Origin of the sequence: Asticcacaulis sp. DW145 (assembly GCF_037101385.1) — a bacterium.
Lineage (GTDB): Bacteria > Pseudomonadota > Alphaproteobacteria > Caulobacterales > Caulobacteraceae > Asticcacaulis > Asticcacaulis currens.
The window spans coordinates 475741-494236 of the sequence record NZ_AP029024.1; the positions used below are offsets into that span (position 1 = coordinate 475741).

20 protein-coding genes are annotated in these 18496 nt (G+C 61.5%); 10 read left to right on the forward strand and 10 right to left on the reverse strand.

What is annotated here, in order from left to right; all coding sequences use genetic code 11:
• Window positions 1–19 precede the first annotated feature (19 nt).
• The 6 genes from AACH73_RS02165 to AACH73_RS02190 form a co-directional block, all read right to left on the reverse strand.
• Window positions 20–862, reverse strand: a complete 843-nt coding sequence (locus tag AACH73_RS02165) for a protein-glutamate O-methyltransferase CheR (RefSeq protein ID WP_338735272.1) — start codon at window positions 860–862, stop codon at window positions 20–22.
• On the reverse strand, window positions 859–2073 hold the full coding sequence (locus AACH73_RS02170) for a chemotaxis response regulator protein-glutamate methylesterase (RefSeq protein ID WP_272740830.1): 1215 nt from the start codon (window positions 2071–2073) through the stop codon (window positions 859–861). The genes AACH73_RS02165 and AACH73_RS02170 overlap by 4 nt, the downstream gene beginning before the upstream one ends.
• A gap of 14 nt (window positions 2074–2087) precedes the next feature.
• Window positions 2088–2453 (reverse strand): response regulator, encoded by a 366-nt coding sequence (locus tag AACH73_RS02175; RefSeq protein WP_272740829.1) that lies wholly within the window; start codon window positions 2451–2453, stop codon window positions 2088–2090.
• A gap of 75 nt (window positions 2454–2528) precedes the next feature.
• On the reverse strand, window positions 2529–2972 hold the full coding sequence (locus AACH73_RS02180; protein WP_226744684.1) for a chemotaxis protein CheW: 444 nt from the start codon (window positions 2970–2972) through the stop codon (window positions 2529–2531).
• 8 nt (window positions 2973–2980) lie between these two features.
• Window positions 2981–5383, reverse strand: coding sequence for a chemotaxis protein CheA (locus tag AACH73_RS02185; protein WP_338735273.1), 2403 nt, complete (start codon window positions 5381–5383; stop codon window positions 2981–2983).
• Between the two features lie 126 nt (window positions 5384–5509).
• The gene (locus tag AACH73_RS02190) at window positions 5510–6214 is read right to left on the reverse strand and encodes a histidine phosphotransferase family protein (RefSeq protein ID WP_338735274.1); all 705 of its coding nucleotides are present in this window, start codon (window positions 6212–6214) and stop codon (window positions 5510–5512) included.
• A 297-nt stretch (window positions 6215–6511) separates the two neighbouring features.
• Between AACH73_RS02190 and cysK the strand changes: the two genes are divergently transcribed.
• From cysK to AACH73_RS02225, 7 genes are all read left to right on the forward strand, one after another.
• Window positions 6512–7498 (forward strand): cysteine synthase A, encoded by a 987-nt coding sequence (gene cysK, locus AACH73_RS02195; RefSeq protein ID WP_272740826.1) that lies wholly within the window; start codon window positions 6512–6514, stop codon window positions 7496–7498.
• A gap of 144 nt (window positions 7499–7642) precedes the next feature.
• Entirely contained in the window at window positions 7643–8872 is a 1230-nt protein-coding gene (locus tag AACH73_RS02200; RefSeq protein ID WP_272740825.1) for a DUF2336 domain-containing protein, read from the forward strand.
• Between the two features lie 127 nt (window positions 8873–8999).
• On the forward strand, window positions 9000–9455 hold the full coding sequence (locus tag AACH73_RS02205; protein ID WP_338735277.1) for a MucR family transcriptional regulator: 456 nt from the start codon (window positions 9000–9002) through the stop codon (window positions 9453–9455).
• Window positions 9456–9882: 427 nt separating this feature from the next.
• Window positions 9883–10389 carry a PAS domain-containing protein gene (locus AACH73_RS02210; protein ID WP_272740823.1) on the forward strand — a complete coding sequence of 169 codons (507 nt, stop codon included), beginning with the start codon at window positions 9883–9885 and terminating at the stop codon, window positions 10387–10389.
• A 217-nt stretch (window positions 10390–10606) separates the two neighbouring features.
• A complete protein-coding gene (locus AACH73_RS02215; RefSeq protein WP_338735278.1) occupies window positions 10607–10987 on the forward strand; it encodes a helix-turn-helix domain-containing protein in 381 nt (126 codons plus the stop codon).
• The gene (locus tag AACH73_RS02220) at window positions 10984–11238 is read left to right on the forward strand and encodes a hypothetical protein (protein WP_338735279.1); all 255 of its coding nucleotides are present in this window, start codon (window positions 10984–10986) and stop codon (window positions 11236–11238) included. Before AACH73_RS02215 ends, AACH73_RS02220 begins: the two co-directional genes overlap by 4 nt.
• A gap of 421 nt (window positions 11239–11659) precedes the next feature.
• Entirely contained in the window at window positions 11660–12031 is a 372-nt protein-coding gene (locus AACH73_RS02225) for a hypothetical protein (protein WP_272740820.1), read from the forward strand.
• 14 nt (window positions 12032–12045) lie between these two features.
• Here AACH73_RS02225 and AACH73_RS02230 read toward each other — a convergent pair whose 3' ends face one another.
• Together AACH73_RS02230 and AACH73_RS02235 are read right to left on the reverse strand one after the other, a co-directional pair.
• Window positions 12046–12459, reverse strand: coding sequence for a SufE family protein (locus tag AACH73_RS02230; RefSeq protein WP_272740819.1), 414 nt, complete (start codon window positions 12457–12459; stop codon window positions 12046–12048).
• A 92-nt stretch (window positions 12460–12551) separates the two neighbouring features.
• Complete coding sequence (locus AACH73_RS02235; RefSeq protein WP_272740818.1) at window positions 12552–13295, reverse strand: HAMP domain-containing sensor histidine kinase; 744 nt, start codon at window positions 13293–13295, stop codon at window positions 12552–12554.
• 192 nt (window positions 13296–13487) lie between these two features.
• On the opposite strand from AACH73_RS02235, the gene AACH73_RS02240 reads away from it, so the two are divergent.
• Window positions 13488–15284, forward strand: coding sequence for an ATP-binding protein (locus AACH73_RS02240; RefSeq protein WP_338735280.1), 1797 nt, complete (start codon window positions 13488–13490; stop codon window positions 15282–15284).
• A gap of 3 nt (window positions 15285–15287) precedes the next feature.
• On the opposite strand, the gene AACH73_RS02245 is transcribed toward AACH73_RS02240, so the two are convergent.
• Complete coding sequence (locus AACH73_RS02245) at window positions 15288–16217, reverse strand: hypothetical protein (protein WP_338735281.1); 930 nt, start codon at window positions 16215–16217, stop codon at window positions 15288–15290.
• A 72-nt stretch (window positions 16218–16289) separates the two neighbouring features.
• Between AACH73_RS02245 and AACH73_RS02250 the strand changes: the two genes are divergently transcribed.
• Both AACH73_RS02250 and AACH73_RS02255 read left to right on the forward strand, forming a co-directional pair.
• Complete coding sequence (locus AACH73_RS02250) at window positions 16290–16619, forward strand: DUF1491 family protein (protein ID WP_272740815.1); 330 nt, start codon at window positions 16290–16292, stop codon at window positions 16617–16619.
• A gap of 64 nt (window positions 16620–16683) precedes the next feature.
• Window positions 16684–17073 carry a hypothetical protein gene (locus tag AACH73_RS02255; protein WP_338735282.1) on the forward strand — a complete coding sequence of 130 codons (390 nt, stop codon included), beginning with the start codon at window positions 16684–16686 and terminating at the stop codon, window positions 17071–17073.
• Window positions 17074–17171: 98 nt separating this feature from the next.
• Here AACH73_RS02255 and AACH73_RS02260 read toward each other — a convergent pair whose 3' ends face one another.
• Complete coding sequence (locus AACH73_RS02260) at window positions 17172–18380, reverse strand: MFS transporter (RefSeq protein ID WP_338735283.1); 1209 nt, start codon at window positions 18378–18380, stop codon at window positions 17172–17174.
• Window positions 18381–18496: the final 116 nt, after the last annotated feature.

Sequence of the window (18496 nt, forward strand, 5' to 3'; positions counted from 1 at the left end):
CATCGCAAGGAGCTCGTAATCAGGTGCCGAACTTGCGCACTGTCGGCGCCGCACTGGCCTGATTTTTTACGTAAAGCCCGCGCATCCCGGCCATCGGCTTAAACACCTCGGTAATGCCAAGCACGGTTTCTGCGGCCCCAAGGAAGAGGAAGCCGTCATCTGCCAGCAGGGTGGCCATTTGCTCCAGAACGCGTTTCTTGGTTTCGAGGTCGAAATAGATCAGCACGTTGCGGCAATAAATAACGTCCTGACGGCCCACCGAACGCAGATCGTCGAGCAAGTTCAGCTTTTTGTAGCGGACGGCTTGACGGATTTTAGGCGAAATGCGCCACATTTCGTCGATTTTTTCGAAGTGCTTGACCATCATCTGGATGGGCAGGCCGCGCTGAACCTCGAACTGGGTATAGAGGCCAGCCTGCGCCTTTTCGAGGCAGCGTTCGGAAATATCGGTGGCCAGGATGTCGAGATTGACGCGCGGAAACTGTGCGCGCGATTCTTCCATCATCATGGCCAGGGAATAGGGTTCCTGACCGGTCGAGCAGGCCGCGCACCAGATCTTGATGTCGCCCGTGCGGCTCTTGGCCAAAGCGGGCAGGACGTCGGATTTGAACTGATCAAACGGCGTCTTGTCGCGGAAGAAAAAGGTCTCGTTCGTCGTCATCGCGTCGGTGACGGTATAGATCAGCTTTTCGTCACGCTTGGTACGCAAGGCCGTCAGCAGGGCACCGACATTGGCAAAGCCTTCGCGGCGCGCCACGGGGGCCAGACGGCTTTCGATGAGGTAGGTCTTGTCCGAGCCGAGGATCAGACCGGAGCGTTGCTTCAGCAGGGCCGCAAGGTGTTCGGTATCTTCCGGGGTCATATAATTTTCTCACCTTTGGCGATGGCACGGCACGTTTGCGCCAGTCCATCGATGGGTTTTATAAATTCGGCCAGTCCGGCTTCGGCGACGGCCCCGGGCATTCCCCAGACGACCGACGACTTTTCGTCCTGCACCATCACGGTGGCATTGACATCGACCAAAGCCCGCGCACCGTCACGGCCATCGTGGCCCATGCCGGTCAGGACGACGGCCACGACATTCTTGCCATAGAGTTCCGCGCCGGATTTAAACAACGGATCGACCGCCGGACGGCACCAGTTGACGGGGGCCGACTGATCGAGGCGGATCGATGGCTGACCCGGTGTGCCTTTCAGCGTCATGTGGAAGTCACCGGGCGCAATATAGATGTGGCTGCCTTTCAGGCCCATACCGTCCTGGGCTTCGACCACCTTCTGCGGCAGGGCCTTGTCGAGGTGTTCGGCGAGGATGGTCGTAAAGGTCGAGGGCATGTGCTGAACGATCAGCACCGGGATACGCCAGTCCGGCCCGAGACCGGCAAGGAAGTTGCGCAGGGCCGGGGGCCCGCCCGTGGAGGCGCCGACCAGCAGGATGTCGCAGCGGCGCGGCCCCGCGGCCGGGCGCACACGCGGAGCGGCGGCCACGTGGCCGGTGCCGAGACCGGTCGAGGACGGTGCGGCGGGCCGGTCAATGCGGCGAATAGGGGTTATGATGCCAGGTGTGGGCGTATTAAGGTTAACCGGGGCGCTTGGGGCCGTGGTTGATGCACCGGCTGCGGCGGCGCTCGGCCAGGCGCGCGTGCGACCGCACAGGGCGCGAACCTTGGTCAAAAGCTCGCTTTTGAAGCCGTCCGCACCGCCGATGCGGGCGGAATCGGGTTTGGGCACGTAGTCCGCCGCCCCCAGTTCCAGGGCGCGGATGGTGACCGACGCGCCGCGTGTGGTGAGCGTGGAGGCCATCAGTATCTTCAGGCCCGGCTTGGCCTCAAGCATCTTCGGCAGCGCTTCGAGGCCGTTCATGTTCGGCATCTCGATATCGAGGATCAGCACGTCCGGCTGAAGCTCTTTCAGCTTGTCGATGCCTTTCTGACCGTCCGTGGCGGAACCGACCAGAACCATATCGCTTTCCGCTTCGATCCAGCGGGTCACAAGGCCGCGCACGACGGCCGAGTCATCGACGATCATCACCCGCAGTGGGCGCAGCGATACCGATGGATTGGGGTTAAGCGACATACGCTGACAAAACCTTAGATTAGGCCGACTTCGGAAAACTTGGCTTCGAGGATTTCCCCGTCAAAGGGCTTCATGATGTATTCTGAAGCGCCTTCGGTCAGGGCCTCGGTAATATGCGCCAGATCGTTTTCCGTGGTGCAGAAGACTACGACCGGGGCCGTACCGCCTTCTTCCTTGCGCAACTGACGCAGGAAGGTGATGCCATCCATGACCGGCATGTTCCAGTCGAGCAGGATGGCGTTAGGCATGGAGGACTTGCAGTAATTGAGGGCTTCCAGACCGTCATTGGCCTCAGCCACTTCAAACTGGAGGTTTTCCAGAATGCGGCGCGCCACCTTGCGGATAACGCGGCTGTCATCGACGACGAGGCAGGTTTTCATATCGCTTTTTCCTGAGCCCGTAAGCGCAATCCGAAAAGTGGGCACCGGTTTTCGGATTCAATCGCGCGCCAAACTTTAAGCGGCCTTGAGGTGGGCAGCGTCCAGAAGGGTGTGCGGGTCCAGAACTATCAGAAGTTCCTTTTCCAATTGATAAACGCCGACGATAATTTCTGCCCAGCGCGGCGGCAGGTTGCCCGGCGGGGCGTGAAATTTCTCATCGTCCAGCTTCAGCACCTCATCGACGGAGTCGATGACCAGACCGTAGGAGTCCCCATGAACTTCGAGGCCGATGGCCAGCGGCTCCGGCGCATCGGCCGGACGCGGCCCAAGGCCCAGACGACGGCGGGCGCAGACGGCGGTCACGATGCGGCCCCGCAGGTTCAGCACGCCAGCGATTTCGGTGCGCGACAAAGGCACCGGGGTCAGGCCGCGCGGATGGAAAACATCATGGACGCGGGCGGCATCGACGCCAAACAACTGGCCACCGACACGCAGGGTCACGTAATCACGGATACTCATTATGAACCTCAGGCAGCTTCGGTGATAAGGTCTTGGGCGGACGGGTGTTGACGGCGGGCGTGTTCGGCCAGACCGCGCAGCAGGTAGTGATCGACGTCGAGGATTTCGCAGGCGCGACCGGTAATGACGGCCGTGCCGCGTACCCCCGGACGATCCGGCGACAGTTCGATATTGAGGAAGTCTTCGACCACATCGACGATCTCATCGACCGCCAGCGCCATGGCGTAGCCTTCGCCGGTGAAGACCAGAAGCGGCTGGATGTCCTGCTCCTTGAAGCCGTAAGTGTCGGCGACATTAAGGATCGGCATCAGCTTGCCGCGATATTGGAGCGCGGCGCGGCCATCCATGCGTTCGATCTTGTCCGACTCGATGTGTTCGAGGCGTGTGATATGCTCCAGTTCGACCGCCTTCGGCGCACCGCCGCCCGCACGGAACAGCAGCATGGCCACCTTCTGGCCCAGCGCGCTTTCGGCGATGGCGTCTTCGGCCCCGTCTTCGACCTTTTCTTCCAGCATGTTGCCAGCGCGCTCGGACAGGGCGTTCGGGTCAAGGATCAGCACCACCGAGCCGTCGCCCAGAATGGTCGCGCCGGAGAACAGATCGACGTCTCGCAGAATGGAGGCCAGCGGCTTGACGACGATTTCTTCTGTGTCGAGAACGTCGTTGACGACCAGTCCGTAGCGGCGCTCACCGACCTGGATGACCATGACGAAGGTGGCGTTCTCTTCGGTCGCGGTTTCAAGTTGCAGTGTCGGGCCAAGCTGGACCAGAGGCAGCAGCTTGTCGCGCAGGCGCAAGACGAGGGCATCGTTGATCTTTTCGATCTTGTGCTCGGCATTGGTACCGGTGCGGACCAGTTCCATAACCGAGGTTTGCGGTACGGCGAACTTCTGGCCGCCCGCACCGACGATCAGTGCGGAAACGATGGCGAGCGTTAGCGGGATCTTGATGGTGAAGGTCGTGCCCTGACCGGCGATCGAGTTGAGGTCGATCTGACCGCCGATCTGCTCGATATTGGTGCGCACCACGTCCATGCCGACGCCGCGGCCGGACAGGTTGGTGACCTTGGCCGCCGTCGAGAAGCCCGGCGCGAAGATGTAGCGATGGATCTGCTGATCGCTCATGCCTTCGACTTCGGCGCGGGTGGCCAGACCCTTTTCGACGATCTTTTCACGGATGCGGGCGGTGTTCAGGCCGCGGCCATTGTCAGAAATGCGGATGACGATGTAGCCGCCTTCATGGAAGGCCGCCAGCTTCACCTGACCATTGGCGGGCTTGCCCAGCGCGATGCGCTCCTCGGTCGGCTCCAAACCGTGGTCGGCCGAGTTGCGGACCATGTGGGTCAGCGGGTCGCGAATCAGTTCCAGAACCTGACGGTCCAGTTCTGTGCCTTCGCCTTCCATGATCAGGTCGATCTTCTTGCCCAGTTCGTGCGACAGATCGCGCACCAGACGGGGCAGCTTTTTCCACGCCGCGCCGATGGGCTGCATGCGGGTCTTCATCACGCTGTCCTGCAATTCGCCGGTCAGGGTGGACAGGCGTTGCAGCGGAGTGGCGAAGGCGGAGTCTTCGCGGTTACGCGAAATTTGCAGAAGCTGATTGCGGGTCAGAACCATTTCCGACACGAGGGTCATTAGCCCTTCCAGCACATCGACCGAGACACGGATCGACTGGGTGGTGGCGATACCGCCGTTTTCTTCACCCAGCGCGGCGGCGAGGGCACCGGACGGCGCTTCGACCGGCTCAGCCTTCGGCGCAGCGGTGACGGGGACTCCGACCTTGGGTTCGGGCTTCGCTTCCGCCTTGGGTGCTTCGGCCTGGGCTTCGACCGCAGGTTCCGGCTCCGGATCACTCATCCAGTCGGGGGCCTCGGCGGCCAGGAAGGCGGCTTCCAGTTCATCAAGCGAAACCTCACCCGGACGCAGCGGGCGATCCAGCTCCGGCTTGGTCTCGGCGATCACCACTTCGGGGATGTCGGCATTGATCGGGCGGTCGGGCACCTGAACCGCCTGAACGGTCTCGATAGCGACCTCGCGGCCCTCGGCCATGGCTTCCAGTTGCGAGATCAGGTCCTGATCATCGCCGTCGGGCTCATTGCCGGTCTGCTCCAGACCGTTAAGGATCAGCTTGATGCGGTCGATGGAGTGCAGAACCAGCGTCACCGCCGTCGGCGTGACCTCCAGCTTGCCATCGCGGAAGCGGCCCAGCAGGGTTTCACCTGCGTGGGCGACCGCTTCGAGACGGCCCAAGCCCAGAAACCCGCAGGTGCCTTTGATGGTGTGCACAAGCCGGAAAATATTATCGAGCGTTTTTCGTTCGTTGGGGTTAGCCTCGAACTTGACCAGTTCACTATCGACCACCTCAAGGCTTTCGGCCGTCTCGGTCAGGAATTCCGCAATTAGATCGTCCACTTTACACCCCGTCAGAACACTATGGCCGACCCGGAATCGAGGGCGTGGGTCGGACCTTTGACCGCCCATCATCAGATGGTTTGGTTAAAGGAGTGTTTGCAGAACGGGCTGGAAACGTGAACTTTGTTATTTTTTCGGAAGAACGATCTTAATGCTTAGTGAATCGGGTGCCAGATTGACCTCCAGCGTGCCGCCGGCCTCTTGGACCACACTGTACAGCCAGTAGGGCTGAATCCATTGCCCGCTAAGGCCGTCCGACAGTGGCTGACCGTTCAGGCCCTCGACCGCTTCGGGCTTCAGGCGGGCGCGCGGCCCGTTGGACTGCGCCTTCAGGGTGATGGCCTCATCGCTGTCTTCGCGGCGTATGGTCGCTGTGCCCCCGGTCGGCAAAGCGTTACCGGCAATATAGCCAAGATTCATCAGAGCTCGGGCCGCCGGCTTTTCAAACACGATATCGTCGGCCACGTCGAAATCCAGCGTGGCGCGCATGGTCGAAAAGACATCGGACAGGGTCCTGTTCAACTCCTTGGCCGAAAAGGCTTCGGCCGAGGTCGCCGCCCCGAAGGCCACGCGGGCGAAGTGCACCAGCGTGACCAGCTTGGTCGCTGAGGTCTGGATCAGGTTGACCGCATCGTCGCGCATGTCCTGCGCCGACGGGTCGCTGAGCAGGTCAAGGCCCGAAATAATGGCCCCGGTCGGCGAAATAAAGTCGTGGCACAGCTTGGCTACCAGTTGCGTCGCCAGTTCATGCGGGTTGGGCAGGGCGTGCGCGGGGGATTTGGCCTCGGTTTCGGAACCCTGTTCAGGTGTGGCCAGCGAGAGGTCGTCCATGGTCTTCAGTCTCTGCAGTGGGATCGGCGAACCGATGTGGATTTAGACCCGGCTTCGAACCAGGCAGTTTAGTTCTGATCGCGCCATGTGTGAGGTGATTTGCCTTATCAGGGAACACCCTTGCGGCTATAATCGCTAAAATTCGCAGTCGATGGCGATGCTGCACGTCGCGGCCATGGCCATGCGAACCCATATCCTATAGGGCTGGACACCTGTTTTTGGTGCCCGCTCGCCGTGCCGGTCAGCCCATGCGGGACGCCAGGCCCTATTCATCGAACCTGTTACGGAGGTTTCCCAATGCCCGACACGCAACCGCAATCAACAGCCCCGCGTTTTGCCCGCAAAGGCCGCGGCAAGGTATTCGAATCGATCCTCGACACGATTGGCGACACGCCGCTGGTGAAGTTGCCGCGCCTGTCGGCCGAATACGGCGCCAAGGCAACGGTTCTGGCCAAGCTGGAATTTTTCAATCCTCTGGCCTCGGTCAAGGACCGCATCGGCGTGGCCATGGTCGAAGCGCTGGAAGCTACGGGCCAGTTGAAGCCCGGCGGCGTCATTATCGAGCCGACGTCCGGTAATACGGGTATCGCGCTGGCTTTTGTCGCCGCGCAAAAGGGTTATGAGCTGATCCTCGTCATGCCGGAATCCATGTCGCTGGAACGCCGCAAGATGCTGGCCCTTCTGGGAGCGCGCCTTGAGCTGACCCCGGCGGAGAAGGGGATGCGCGGAGCCGTCAATCGCGCGCAGGAACTGGTTGCGGCCACCCCGGGCGCGGTCATGCCGCAGCAGTTCGAAAACGCCGCCAACCCGCAAATCCATCGCATTTCCACCGCTGAGGAAATCTGGAACGATACCGAGGGCGCGGTAGATGTGCTGATCTCGGGCGTCGGGACCGGCGGATCGATCACCGGTATCGGTCAGGTACTGAAGGAAAAGAAGGCCTCGGTCGAAGTGGTGGCCGTCGAGCCCGAAGCCTCGCCCGTCCTGTCGGGCGGTGAGCCCGGCCCGCACAAGATCCAGGGTATTGGCGCGGGCTTCGTACCGGGCATTCTCGATAAGGGCGTCATTGACAAGGTCGAGAAGGTGTCGAACGACGACGCCTTCGCCACGGCGCGTCAAGCGGCCCAGCTGGAAGGCTTGCCGGTCGGCATTTCGTCGGGCGCGGCGCTGAAGGCCGCCTTCCGTCTTGCGTCCCAGGACGCCTATGCGGGTAAGACCATTGTGGTCATCATTCCGTCCTTTGCCGAGCGCTATCTCTCGACCGCTTTGTTCGACGGACTTTAAAATCAAGCCGCTCCCCTGATTGTAGGGGAGCGGCCGACTAAAGAGGCGTTCGGGGCCGGCTTTAACCTCTTTTAATATCTCGCTAGGCATAGTGCCCTCATGAGCACGCCGCCCGACTCACATGCCATAGGCCCCGAAGATGATATGTCCGTCGATGACGGCCCGGGCGCGGGCAGTGCGCGGCCCGACGAGGTCCCGGAACAGGTTTTTCCTGCGCGTCAGACCCTGCTAAAACGCCTGGCCGATGTGGTCTGTCTGCCCGAAACGCGCGTCAATGCGTTTGAGCGCGCGGTGACCGCCGACCTGCTAGTGGAAATGTTGCGGGAGGCCCAAAAGGGCGAGCGCCTGCGCGTGGCCCGCCGTCTCAGTAAGCTAAGCGAAGTGCCCCACACGCTGGTGCGTCTGCTGATCACCGATGACCCGGAGATTGCCCGCTTTCTGATTGAGGATTGCGAGTCTCTTGCCGAAACCGATCTGCTCTATTGCATCCGCCGGGCGACCCCGGTCCATTGCCGCCTTCTGGCGAGCCGTAAACATATCGGGCCGGTGGTGGCCGAAGCCCTGACCGATACGGGCGATATCGAGACGGTCGAGCAGTTGCTGAAAAACCGCACGGCCACCTTGTCGCAAGGCGCGATTGAGGTGGCGGTGTCGCTCAGTCAGGACGCACCGCATCTAGTGCCCCTTCTTATCCGTCGTCTCGAACTGCGTCCCAGCTCGGCCTACGTTATGTTCTGGTGGGCCGACGCCGATGTACGCCGCGTCATACTTAGCCGCTTTGCGGTTAATCGCGAGGTCATGCAGGATTCCGCCGGCGATGTCTTTGCCATGGCCGCGGGCGAAGGCTGGGGCGATCCGCTGGCGCGCAAGGCCCTGCAATTCATTGAGCGCCGACAGCGCAACCGCGAAGCCCTGAAAAAAAGTCCCTTCGCCAGTCTCGAAGCCGCCATCGCCGAAGCGGCGCGCAGTGGGATGTCGCGCCACACCGCGGAGGAAATCGCCTACCTGTCCGGCATCAAGCCTTCGACGGGGGCCAAGATCCTGCGTGACCGGGGCGGGGAAGGGCTGGCCGTTCTGTGCAAGGCAACGGGGCTCAAAAAGGCCGATCTGCGTAATCTGTGGAGGGCGTTGCGGCGTCCGGGCCAAATGGATGGCGAGGTGCACCCCGATCTGGAACGGGTGCTGGTCGTCTATGATACCCTAGCCGTGGACCGGGCCCAAACGGTTCTGCGCTATTGGAACTGGTCGCTGTCTTCGGCCCTGACACCAATGATGATCCGAGCCCTGTCGCAGGGCGAGGCCATGGAAATAGACGCCCTGTCCGTGCCGCAACGCGTGGCCATGCTGGCCTTTGCGCAGGATCTGAAGCGCTAGCTAACGGTCTGTCGCCGAGGGCGGCGAAAGCCCAGGGAAATTCCATATCCCTTTTTGATGCAGCCTTTCCTATGAGCGGACGGAACGCATTTCTTTACCTATATCTTCCATCCACTTCAGGTGTGCCATGACTGTTAGGTCCAGCATCACGGACAGAACCGTGGAAATCGTCGCGGCCTACGTGGAGCAAAACTCCCTGTCCTCGGCCGATCTGCCTGCATTAATTCAGGGTGTGCACGGTGCCTTGTCGGCCCTGTCGCGCGGCGTAAGCGTAGCGGCCCCGGCGCGTGAACCCGCCGTGCCGATACGTAAATCCATCACCCGCGACTATATCGTCTGTCTGGAAGATGGTCTCCGGTTCAAATCCCTCAAACGACACCTCCGCGCACGCTACCAGATGAGTCCGGAAGAGTACCGTGCCCGCTGGAACCTGCCGCAGGACTATCCAATGGTGGCGCCCGGCTATGCGCAGGCGCGTTCTGATCTGGCGCGGCAGATGGGATTGGGCCAATCGCGTGGTCCCACTGAGCCCGCCTCCAAAGGGGCGAGCCGCAGTGCCGCGCTGGGGGCTGGCCGTCGTTAGAGCGGTATGATTTAAAAGAGACTGATCTTTTAAGGGATCGTCCCGCGCTAAGCGTGTGTAGGGTCGCACATGCGAGTTCTGATACCGCTGCATGCTTTTTGAAGGCGCTCTAAATATAGAATCGCCACACGCGACCCGCCGCACAAGACTCGTCAAAGTACCCGATATTTCAGAGCGTGGAACTCTGGGCCTCTTCTGGGTTTTTCAGGAGGTAATAAAGGCCGTTTTTTACAAGATACGGCCCTTTATGAGAACAAAAGGAGTCTAAACCCTGTGGCCGCGTGCATTGCCTCTGCATCTGTGGATAGAAGGGGTGGCTAACCGGGTTTAAATCTCTGGTTAACCCTTTTTTGCTTGCCAAGGAATCGCTGATTAAGAGAAGGTGAACATCGGTGATTCGTATACGGGGCGTGGTTTCAGGACAGTTATGACGGGCATGGCGGCTGAAATGCTGAGCGCTTTGCGCATGCATGAGGAGGTCTTCCGCTACTGGAAGAGCCTGCGCCGTCCCGGGCGCCTGCCTTCGCGTGCGGACATTGATCCATGCAGTGTACGCAAACTGTTGCCGACCATCTCGCTGATCGATGTGCTGTCGGAAGATCCGGCCAATAGCCCGGATCGTTTCCGTCAGCGTCTGGCCGGGACCGACCTTTACACGGCCTACGGTATGGAAATTACCGGCAAGCATTTTACCGAAATCTATGGTCCGGATGAGGCGCGTTACTGGGCCGAGGAACTCACCTTCGTGGTCCGCTCGCGCAAGCCCGGCGTAGGTCTGCATTCCATGGCCTGGCGCGGGGCGAAGTCGCTGAGCCTGTTCTGGCTACGACTGCCTCTGGCGTCCGATGGCGTGCACGTCGATATGATTCTGGGACACGATGCCCTGATCGGACAGCCCGACCTGACCGGCCCCAGCGGCATCCGCGCCGCTTGATTTTTTCGCCCGGCCGAGCCTTCTGACAGAGAATGAACGTGTATGCGCGTCAAGGATTCGTGCTCGTAAAATTACCCGGATGCGCCTAGCCCCACGCCAAAATAGGCGCAATTTCCCACGTTTTAATTTGAAATAGGAAAACTATCCTCTCAATATCCCCTGCGCTTAACATGAGAACAAATTGGCAACAATTGAATCTCGTGAAAGGGGATATCTGGTGAAACGCAGCAGGGAAGCGGGGGCAGAGACGGGGCGCGATCCGAAGGCGGACACGGCGCCGGTCGAATATGTGATAGGGCTGGTGTCGGTGGTGACGGGCGTACCGCTTAGCGATATCTGGGCGACCGATCGCAAAGATGCGCGCACCGCACGGGCGCGGCAATTGTCCATGTACCTGATCTCGGTCGCCTGGCAATGGCCGCTTTACCGCATCGGGGCAGCCTTCGGCCGCGACCGCACGACGGTGGGCCACGCCTGCCGCCGTATCGAGGACCTGCGGGATAACCGGCAGTGGGATGAGCAGATCGAGCGGCTGGAAGCCTGCCTTCAGGAAACACCGGCGGGACTGGCCCTGTCGGGTGGGCGGGCCGCCAGATGAGGGGCACGGCCAACGCCTTGCGCGAACGGATGAGGACACCGGGCGCCCATCTGAAACCCGTGCCGGGCGGCTATGAACTGCGTCTGACATCTGACGGACGGGGCCCGGCGGTTGACGGGCTGAGTGAGGCTGACCTGAGGTCCGTGCAGGCGCTGGGGCCGCTGACCCGTCACGCGGACGGGCGGCTGAGCCTGATGCCGCCGTCGGATGATCTCAGCGGACTGATCCGCGAAGGCTATTTTGATCGCTAACAGTGGCTGCCCTCGATCTGTGGCCGCGTGTTGATGCCACCGCCCATGGCGGCGACCGGCTCACTTGGGACTGAGGCCGTTTCGGCGGCGGAGGGCGTGGTACCTGTGCTTCTAGTCTGCCGCTCTGGCGCGTAGAGGCGGCGGGGGTTCTGGGTGATCTGGCCGGATTGGGGCGTCGGGTAGGCCTTGAGGACAGGTTTCTGTCCTAGGCCTCATGTGGCGCTGCACAACTCCAGGAAGCCTATAAGCATCTTGCGGTTGATTATCAGATTGGCGGGTAACGGTGTGCTGTGCCGCAATGAAACGAAAGCGGGGCAAACTGTAGCGCGCAGATGACGCTGTTACAGAATGCGGGCGCAGCGATTGACGCAACGGCACGGCAAGAGGAGGATAGGGGCAGAGTTCGGAAAAAGGACGCATCATGTCTGAAGACAAACTTTCGGCTGGTTCGGTCACCAGCCTCAAAAGCCCTCTGCGCGGCACGCTGGACAAGCCGCTGCGCCACGTCGTGAGCAATGAGGAGTTGGATGCGCTGTGCGAAACCCGTCGCGAACACATCACTGAATATGTCTGGGCCGCCATAGGCATAGCGGTTGGCAGCCTGCCCGGCACGGTGGCCCTGCTGCACGGCTATATCACGCAGGGCACGGCCTACGGGTTCCGCCCGGAAGGTCTGCTCCAGTTCGGCCTGTTCTGCGCCGCCTTGTCGGTCATGTACAGTATGGGCATGATCGCTCGCCGGCGCGCCCGTCGCCTGCGCGATATCGAAGCCGATATCCGCATGCGGGCCTGAGACGCGTCACCTGATCAGGCAGCCGCCTGTTTCAGGCGCTCGACCATCGAGATCAGGCCATTGGTCCGCTGCGACGACAGGGCTTCGTCAAGCCCCAGCCGGGTCAAGGTGTCGCGGATCGAAAAGTCGCGCACGTCGGCGCGTGGCAGGCCGTCCAGCAAGCGCACCAGAATGGCGATCAACCCCTTTACAATATGGGCATCGGAATCGCCGCGAAAGCGCAAGATGCCGCCACCGGCCTCATCCATCATCAGCCATACCTGAGAGGCGCAACCGCGCACGCGCGTCACCTCGTTGCGCTCGGCCTCGCTGAGCGGGGCCAGCGTCTTACCGAGGTCGATGATGTAGCGGTAACGGTCTTCCCAGTCGTCGAAGAGGTCGAATTCTTCCAGCAGGTCATTCAGTCGGGCGTCGAATGTATCGGTCATGGGGTGGCTATAGCGCGTGAAAGCGCCTTCCGGAAAGTGTGAAACGGTTTTCAAGATCAAATGCGCGTCGAAAAAAAAGCGTGTTCCGAAACTCAGCGGCGTCGTAATCGCACCGTGGCTTTCAGGCCATGGCGGGGGTCGGACTGCACCGAAAAGGTGCCGCCCATCGCCTCAGCGGCCAGCCGGACGACCGGCCAGCCCAGACCCGCCCCCTCGCGGCTGCGGTTATAGTCGCTGGCCCCCTGTTCGAATGGCCGCATCAGGCGCGGAATATCGGCAGGGTCCGGGGCCTTGCCCGGATTGAAGACGGCGATATCGACATGGTCGCCCTCCGGGCGCACCGTGATTTCGACATCGCGGCCTTCGGGCGTAAAGTCGATCGCATTGCTGATCAGGTGGTCGAGGCACAGGCACAGGCCGCGCGGATCGAAATGTGCGCTCAGTTCGGAATCGGTCAGTCCGGGCAGGATATGGACGCCGCGCGCCTGCGCCGCCGGGGTGTGGCGGCGTACGGCGTCATGGATATGGGGCAGCAGGGCCTCGACCTCAGGGCGCAGAAGGCCGGGCTCGCTCTCCAGCCGCACCAGTTCCAGCACATCGTTGAACAGGCTTAGGAGTTTCTTGCCGCTGTCGCGGATAATCCCGGCATACTCGGTGTATTGGGGGGCCCCCAGGGGGCCGTAGAGTTCGTGCGTCAGGACTTCGGCAAAGCCTATAATCGAGTTAAGCGGAGTGCGCAGTTCGTGGCTGACCATGCGCATGAAGGCGCGCTTGCCGAAATCGCTCTCCGGTTGGGGACAGGCAGAGGGGGGGAGGGCCACCGGTTGTTTGTCCATGAAGCCTGCGCCGGAAGGAGGGGGACCAGAATAAAACTTTGAGGTGAATCGTACAGTTAACGTCTTAAGCAGAGGTTTCCGGACGCAGGCCGGATTTTCGGGCCTTCTGTCGGTTTTCTCGCTTGACGGGTGATAGCCTTTCTCTTTGGCAGGCAATTGGTTAGGATAGCCAGTCCGTACAAGAGTCATGATGTGCCGCTGAAATCCTATCTTCAGGAACTGAGATCACCCACCGGGGCCATGGCCACGCCGCGGGGTCGCGTGCGCCTGGGGGTCATTGCTTGGCACCTCGGCTGGTCTGCGGTCAGTCTGGCCTCCATGGTCTATCTGATCTTCCTGCCGGCGTCGATCAATGTGCTGGCGGCGCTGGCGGCGGCCTCCCTGCCGGGTGTGTGCAGTGTCTTCCTGCTCAATCGCGATGATTTTCGTACCCGCCAGATGCTGGTCTGGGTGTGGGCAGTGGCCTGTCTTCTGGCGCTCGGTCTTTCAGGCGGTGTGCTGGGGCCGCTGGCGCCGTGGGTGGCCGCGCCGATGGCCGCTGCCGTGGCACTCAATCAGCGGCGTCTTATCCTGCTGGGCGCGGCCCTGTCGGTGGCGGTGACCCTTTTCGGCATACTGTTTTCGCTGATGCGGCTGTTTCCCCTGCCGGACATTGTCGAAAGTTTCTGGCTGGCTTCAGTGGCGGTGGTAACGCTGGTGACGGGGCTCGGTCTCTCGCTTTTGCCCGCCCTGCGCGTTAGGACCGAGGCGGTGCGTGGCGTCGAACACGACCGCTCGCGCTTCCTGACCCTGCTCAGCGAACAGCCCCATCTGATCATCAGCGTCGATGGCGAGGGGCGGCTCTTATCGGCCTATGGCGAATCACCGCCCGGGCTCGATATGGGGCTTTTGATGAAGCACGGCCTGATTACGTGCGCGCACGTCCCGCACCGTCTGGGCCTGATGCAGGCGTTGGAGGCGGCGCAGGATACGGGCCGCGCCGAAGCCGGCTTTATGCCGCACGCCGCACTCAATCATTTCCTGCGCCTCAGTCTGCGACGCGGGGCGGACGGCAAGCTCTATGGCGTTCTGTCCGACGCCTCGCTGCAACACGCGCGCGAGGATGAACTGGAAACGGCGCGTCAGGAAGCGCAGGCGCTCAATGAGGGCAAGTCGCGTTTCCTGGCCGGGATGAGCCACGAACTGCGTACGCCCCTCAATGCCGTTATCGGCTTTTCCGACATCATGCGTCAGCAGATGTTTGGCCCCCTGACTGGCAAATACGCTGAATACTCTCAACTGATCTGGGAGTCCGGGCAGCACGTGCTTGATCTCGTTAATGACGTGCTTGACATGTCGAAGATCGAGGCCAGCCGCTATGAGCTGTCGCTGGAACGTTTCGATGCGCGCGATCCGGTGTCGGCGGCGCTGCGCCTAATACTGGCGACGGCGCACGACAAGGGGGTGACGGTGAAGTCCGTCCTGCCTCCGACGCCGCTTGAGGTCACGGCCGACAAGCGCGCCATCAAGCAAATGTGCCTTAACCTGCTGTCCAATGCCGTAAAGTTCACGCCGCAGGGCGGCACGGTTACCCTGATGCTCAGCGAAACCGGGCAGGACAGTATCGACATCCAGATCACCGACACCGGCGTCGGCATCGCGCCCGAAGACCTCAAGCGGCTGGGCAAGCCCTATGAGCAGTCCGGGCCGATGGAGTTGCGGGCCATGGGCACAGGGCTCGGCCTGTCGCTGGTGCAGGCCCTGGCCGGGCTTCATAGGGGGCGTATGACGATAGAAAGCGAGCTGGGGGTGGGGACAAGCGTCAGCCTGCTGCTGCCAGTCGCGGTCAATACGGATCAGCCGGAATTGCCGCTCAGCCCGCCTGGAGCCCCGGATAGCGATACGCTGGTCGCCTTGTCAACTGAAACGCCCAGGCCACTGGAAGACCGTCTCTACACGCCGCCCGACTTGACCGGCAGTGATTTTGTCATCCGCCCCCCGAAGTCGTAACCTCTACTTCACCCCATACGGCGAGGGCAGGGTGGCGAAGACCAGACCCGGTACGAAATCCCCGGCTTCAAAGCGCGCATACTGCGTGCCACTGTTGAAGTCGAACGCCACCACAACGTCTTCGCGCGGGTCGAGTTTGCCGATGGCGACCGTCGCGCTCAGAGGGAAATCAAAGCGCAGGGTGTCGCGTTTTTCGGCGTGACCGGCGAACTTGCCATCCACGGTGAACCCCGCCAGATTGACGCGCGGCGCGTTGGTCAGCGCGATCTGCGTGCTGCGACGACCGGAGGCGGCAAAGCTGAGATCAAACGGGCTCACCCCTTTCGGCATCTGCGCCGACACGGCCAGAGCGTCACGGTTGATCAGGCCGGAACGGCGGGCCGGATCGCGCACGATCAGCCGCGCCGCATAGGGCGTTTCGCCCCGGAATTGCGCCATCACACTGAGCGTCTGAACTTTCAGCGTGCCATAAAGGCCAAAGCCCATGCTTACATCGCCGGTCTGCTGATACTGCACCAGACGCCATTTCGACAGGCGTTCTTCGGTGCGGTCGGCCAGCCATTCGCTGCGCACGCCGCGCAGGGTCAGACGGTTTTGCGCCACAAACCCGCGATAGGCGCCGCGCAGGGTTTCGACCTCCTGTTTCAGGGCCGGATTATTGCAGTCGGCGCGGTTGGCGGCGGCACGCGCCTGATCAATCGTCGCGTAAACGGTCGAGGCCGCGATGCCATGGTTCAGCGCCGCATTGCGGTTTTGCAGCAACCCGGCCTTCAGCGCCAGCAAGGTGGGGCCTTCGAACCAGTTACAGCGGGCATTGGCGCTGCTGATAAACTGACGACGGGTCAGGGTCTCCAGAGACACGGTTTCGGCGGCCGCACCTGTGGCGGTCAGCATCAGAGCCACGGCCGAAGCCAGTATTTTGCAGCGGTTCACGTTCGACATCCCTTCGCAGGCCGACTATAGACGAACGTGTTTAAGTCCCGGTGAGCAAACAGGGTAAACCACATGTTACTGCCGACCGACCTTTGGGTATCGGCCCTGATCCGACGCGCCGAGCAGGCCGGGGCCTTTGCCTACGTGCTGAAAAAGGGCGATGCACGGGCCGGGGCCGTCATTCTCAAAATCACCCACCTTCGCGAACGCGAAACCTATATTCTGCGTCAGGTCACCGCTGGGGACGAGGTGAAGTGGATGAAGCCCATCACCTCACGCGATCCTGAGGCCATTGAGTCTTATATTGTGCGCGAACGCCGCTTCGACTCCGATCTGTGGGTCGTCGAAATCGAGGATACCGAGGGGCGGCATTTCCTCACCGAGTCTATTCAGCTTTTGTAAACCCTGTTCCTAAACGGGATTTCAAACCCTCTGTGTCATGATGATCGCCTAGTAGTTCATAAAGGTGATCGCCTTGCATTTTCTCCTCAACGATGTCGTCTTCGATCTTGACCCCTCGCGCATGATGCATCCGCTGGATGCGCAGCGCTTTGAGGCGCTGTCGATCGACTACATCGCCCAGTTGGGTAAAGAGATGTTTGCCGAAAACCCGCAGGCCCACCGCTACAACCCGGAACGCGCCCGCCGTCTGTGCTACCTGCTGCATCTCAAGATGCCGCACGTCAACGCGGCGCAGTTTCTGGATCACGGCGGTCGCGGTCAGGCCGCCGAGGTGCTGGCGGATTTCAAGGCGCTAAATGAAATGGCGCTCGGTATGATGTACCAGCAACAGGTCGCCGGACAACTGGATGCCGCGAAGGTGGATGGAGCCGTCTGGCACCGCCACGCCGCGTAATAGCCTGCCTTTTGGCAATCTGGGGCGTCGCTGTCGCCTGGCTGTATCCATATAAAGCCAGCGCTAGGCTCCTGACATCTTATCCAAAATTCAGCCTTTTACCACCGCGTAATGGGTGAGGTTGCGTTCTTCCGCTCGCGGGTCAGGAAAAGGGTGAGACCGATCAGAGGCGCGACGGTACCGGCGATGGCAATGGCCATCCAGCCGCCCAGACCATAGAGTGGGCTGGCCACCGCCGAGCCGATTGCACCGCCTAAAAAGATCGACGCCATATAGAGCCCGTTGAGACGGCCGCGGCTGTGCGAATCGAGGCCATAGATGGCGCGCTGCCCCTGGATCATCGTCAGTTGCACGCAGGCATCGAGCACGATCCCGGCGACCATCAGCGACAGAATGCTGACCACAGCCGGCACGGTGCCGCTCAGCATAGCCAGAGCCGCACCGATCAGGCCAAACAGAGTGACCTTTGCTCCGTGCCCGGCATCGCCCAGCCGTCCGCTGAGCGGGGCGGCCAGAGCGCCTGCGGCCCCGGACAGGGCAAACAGCGCGATCTGTGACTGGCTAAGGTGAAACGCCCGGAACAGCTCCACCGGCACAGCGGTCCAGAATAGGCTGAAGGCCCCAAACATGGTCGCCTGAAGCAGCGAGCGCTGCCGTAGCACCGGCTGGTTGAGCCATAGCGATGCCATCGACCGCAGCAGGGCCGCGTAAGAGGCTGTGTGCGCCGGGCGGCGCTGCGGCAGGGTCAGGGCCAGCACCAGACCAATGGCGATCATCAGCCCGGCGGCGATAAAGAACACCGCCCGCCACCCCAGTTGATCGGCCACAAAACTCGACAAGGGCCGCGACAACAAAATCCCGGTCAACAACCCGCCCATAATATTGCCGACCGTGCGACCGCGCGTTTCTTCCGGGCTCAGATGCGCTGCTAACGGTATCAGCATTTGCACTGACACGGCCCCCAGCCCGGTCAGAAAGGCAACGAACAGAAAAAGCCCGCCGTTTTGCGCCGTGGCGCTTAGGATCAGACTGACAAACGCTAGACCGAGGGTAATAAGGATCAGGCGTTTATTCTCAAACAGGTCGAGCAAGGGCGTGATGAACACCATCCCCGCCACGTAGCCAATCTGGGTCAATGAGACGATCAGGCTGGCCGTCGTCTGCGACAGGCCGACATCCGGCGCGATCAGCTCGATAATCGGCTGGGCGTAGTAGAGATTGCCGACAATGGCGCCGCACGCGAAGGCGAACAGCGCCACAAGTGCGGGCGACAGGTTAGGCGGGGCGGGGGCGCGGGTATCGGTCATGGCGCACATATGGGTGGCGTTTTCGAAGATGCAAACGTTTGGACCGGACGGGGGCGAAAGGGGCTTGCCTTTCCGTTGCGGCAGGCGGTTACAATGCGATGCAACAGGGTTTGAAT

Excerpts from the sequence above, each read along its gene's own strand:
- AACH73_RS02170 (WP_272740830.1), bottom strand. The coding sequence starts at position 2,073 with ATGTCGCTTAACCCCAATCCATCGGTATCGCTGCGCCCACTGCGGGTG.
- AACH73_RS02190 (WP_338735274.1), bottom strand. The coding sequence starts at position 6,214 with ATGGACGACCTCTCGCTGGCCACACCTGAACAGGGTTCCGAAACCGAG.
- AACH73_RS02165 (WP_338735272.1), bottom strand. The coding sequence starts at position 862 with ATGACCCCGGAAGATACCGAACACCTTGCGGCCCTGCTGAAGCAACGC.
- AACH73_RS02220 (WP_338735279.1), top strand. The coding sequence starts at position 10,984 with ATGAGGGGCACGGCCAACGCCTTGCGCGAACGGATGAGGACACCGGGC.
- AACH73_RS02260 (WP_338735283.1), bottom strand. The coding sequence starts at position 18,380 with ATGACCGATACCCGCGCCCCCGCCCCGCCTAACCTGTCGCCCGCACTT.
- AACH73_RS02175 (WP_272740829.1), bottom strand. The coding sequence starts at position 2,453 with ATGAAAACCTGCCTCGTCGTCGATGACAGCCGCGTTATCCGCAAGGTG.
- AACH73_RS02205 (WP_338735277.1), top strand. The coding sequence starts at position 9,000 with ATGACTGTTAGGTCCAGCATCACGGACAGAACCGTGGAAATCGTCGCG.
- AACH73_RS02250 (WP_272740815.1), top strand. The coding sequence starts at position 16,290 with ATGTTACTGCCGACCGACCTTTGGGTATCGGCCCTGATCCGACGCGCC.
- AACH73_RS02235 (WP_272740818.1), bottom strand. The coding sequence starts at position 13,295 with ATGGACAAACAACCGGTGGCCCTCCCCCCCTCTGCCTGTCCCCAACCG.
- AACH73_RS02180 (WP_226744684.1), bottom strand. The coding sequence starts at position 2,972 with ATGAGTATCCGTGATTACGTGACCCTGCGTGTCGGTGGCCAGTTGTTT.
- cysK (WP_272740826.1), top strand. The coding sequence starts at position 6,512 with ATGCCCGACACGCAACCGCAATCAACAGCCCCGCGTTTTGCCCGCAAA.
- AACH73_RS02230 (WP_272740819.1), bottom strand. The coding sequence starts at position 12,459 with ATGACCGATACATTCGACGCCCGACTGAATGACCTGCTGGAAGAATTC.
- AACH73_RS02225 (WP_272740820.1), top strand. The coding sequence starts at position 11,660 with ATGTCTGAAGACAAACTTTCGGCTGGTTCGGTCACCAGCCTCAAAAGC.
- AACH73_RS02200 (WP_272740825.1), top strand. The coding sequence starts at position 7,643 with ATGTCCGTCGATGACGGCCCGGGCGCGGGCAGTGCGCGGCCCGACGAG.
- AACH73_RS02210 (WP_272740823.1), top strand. The coding sequence starts at position 9,883 with ATGACGGGCATGGCGGCTGAAATGCTGAGCGCTTTGCGCATGCATGAG.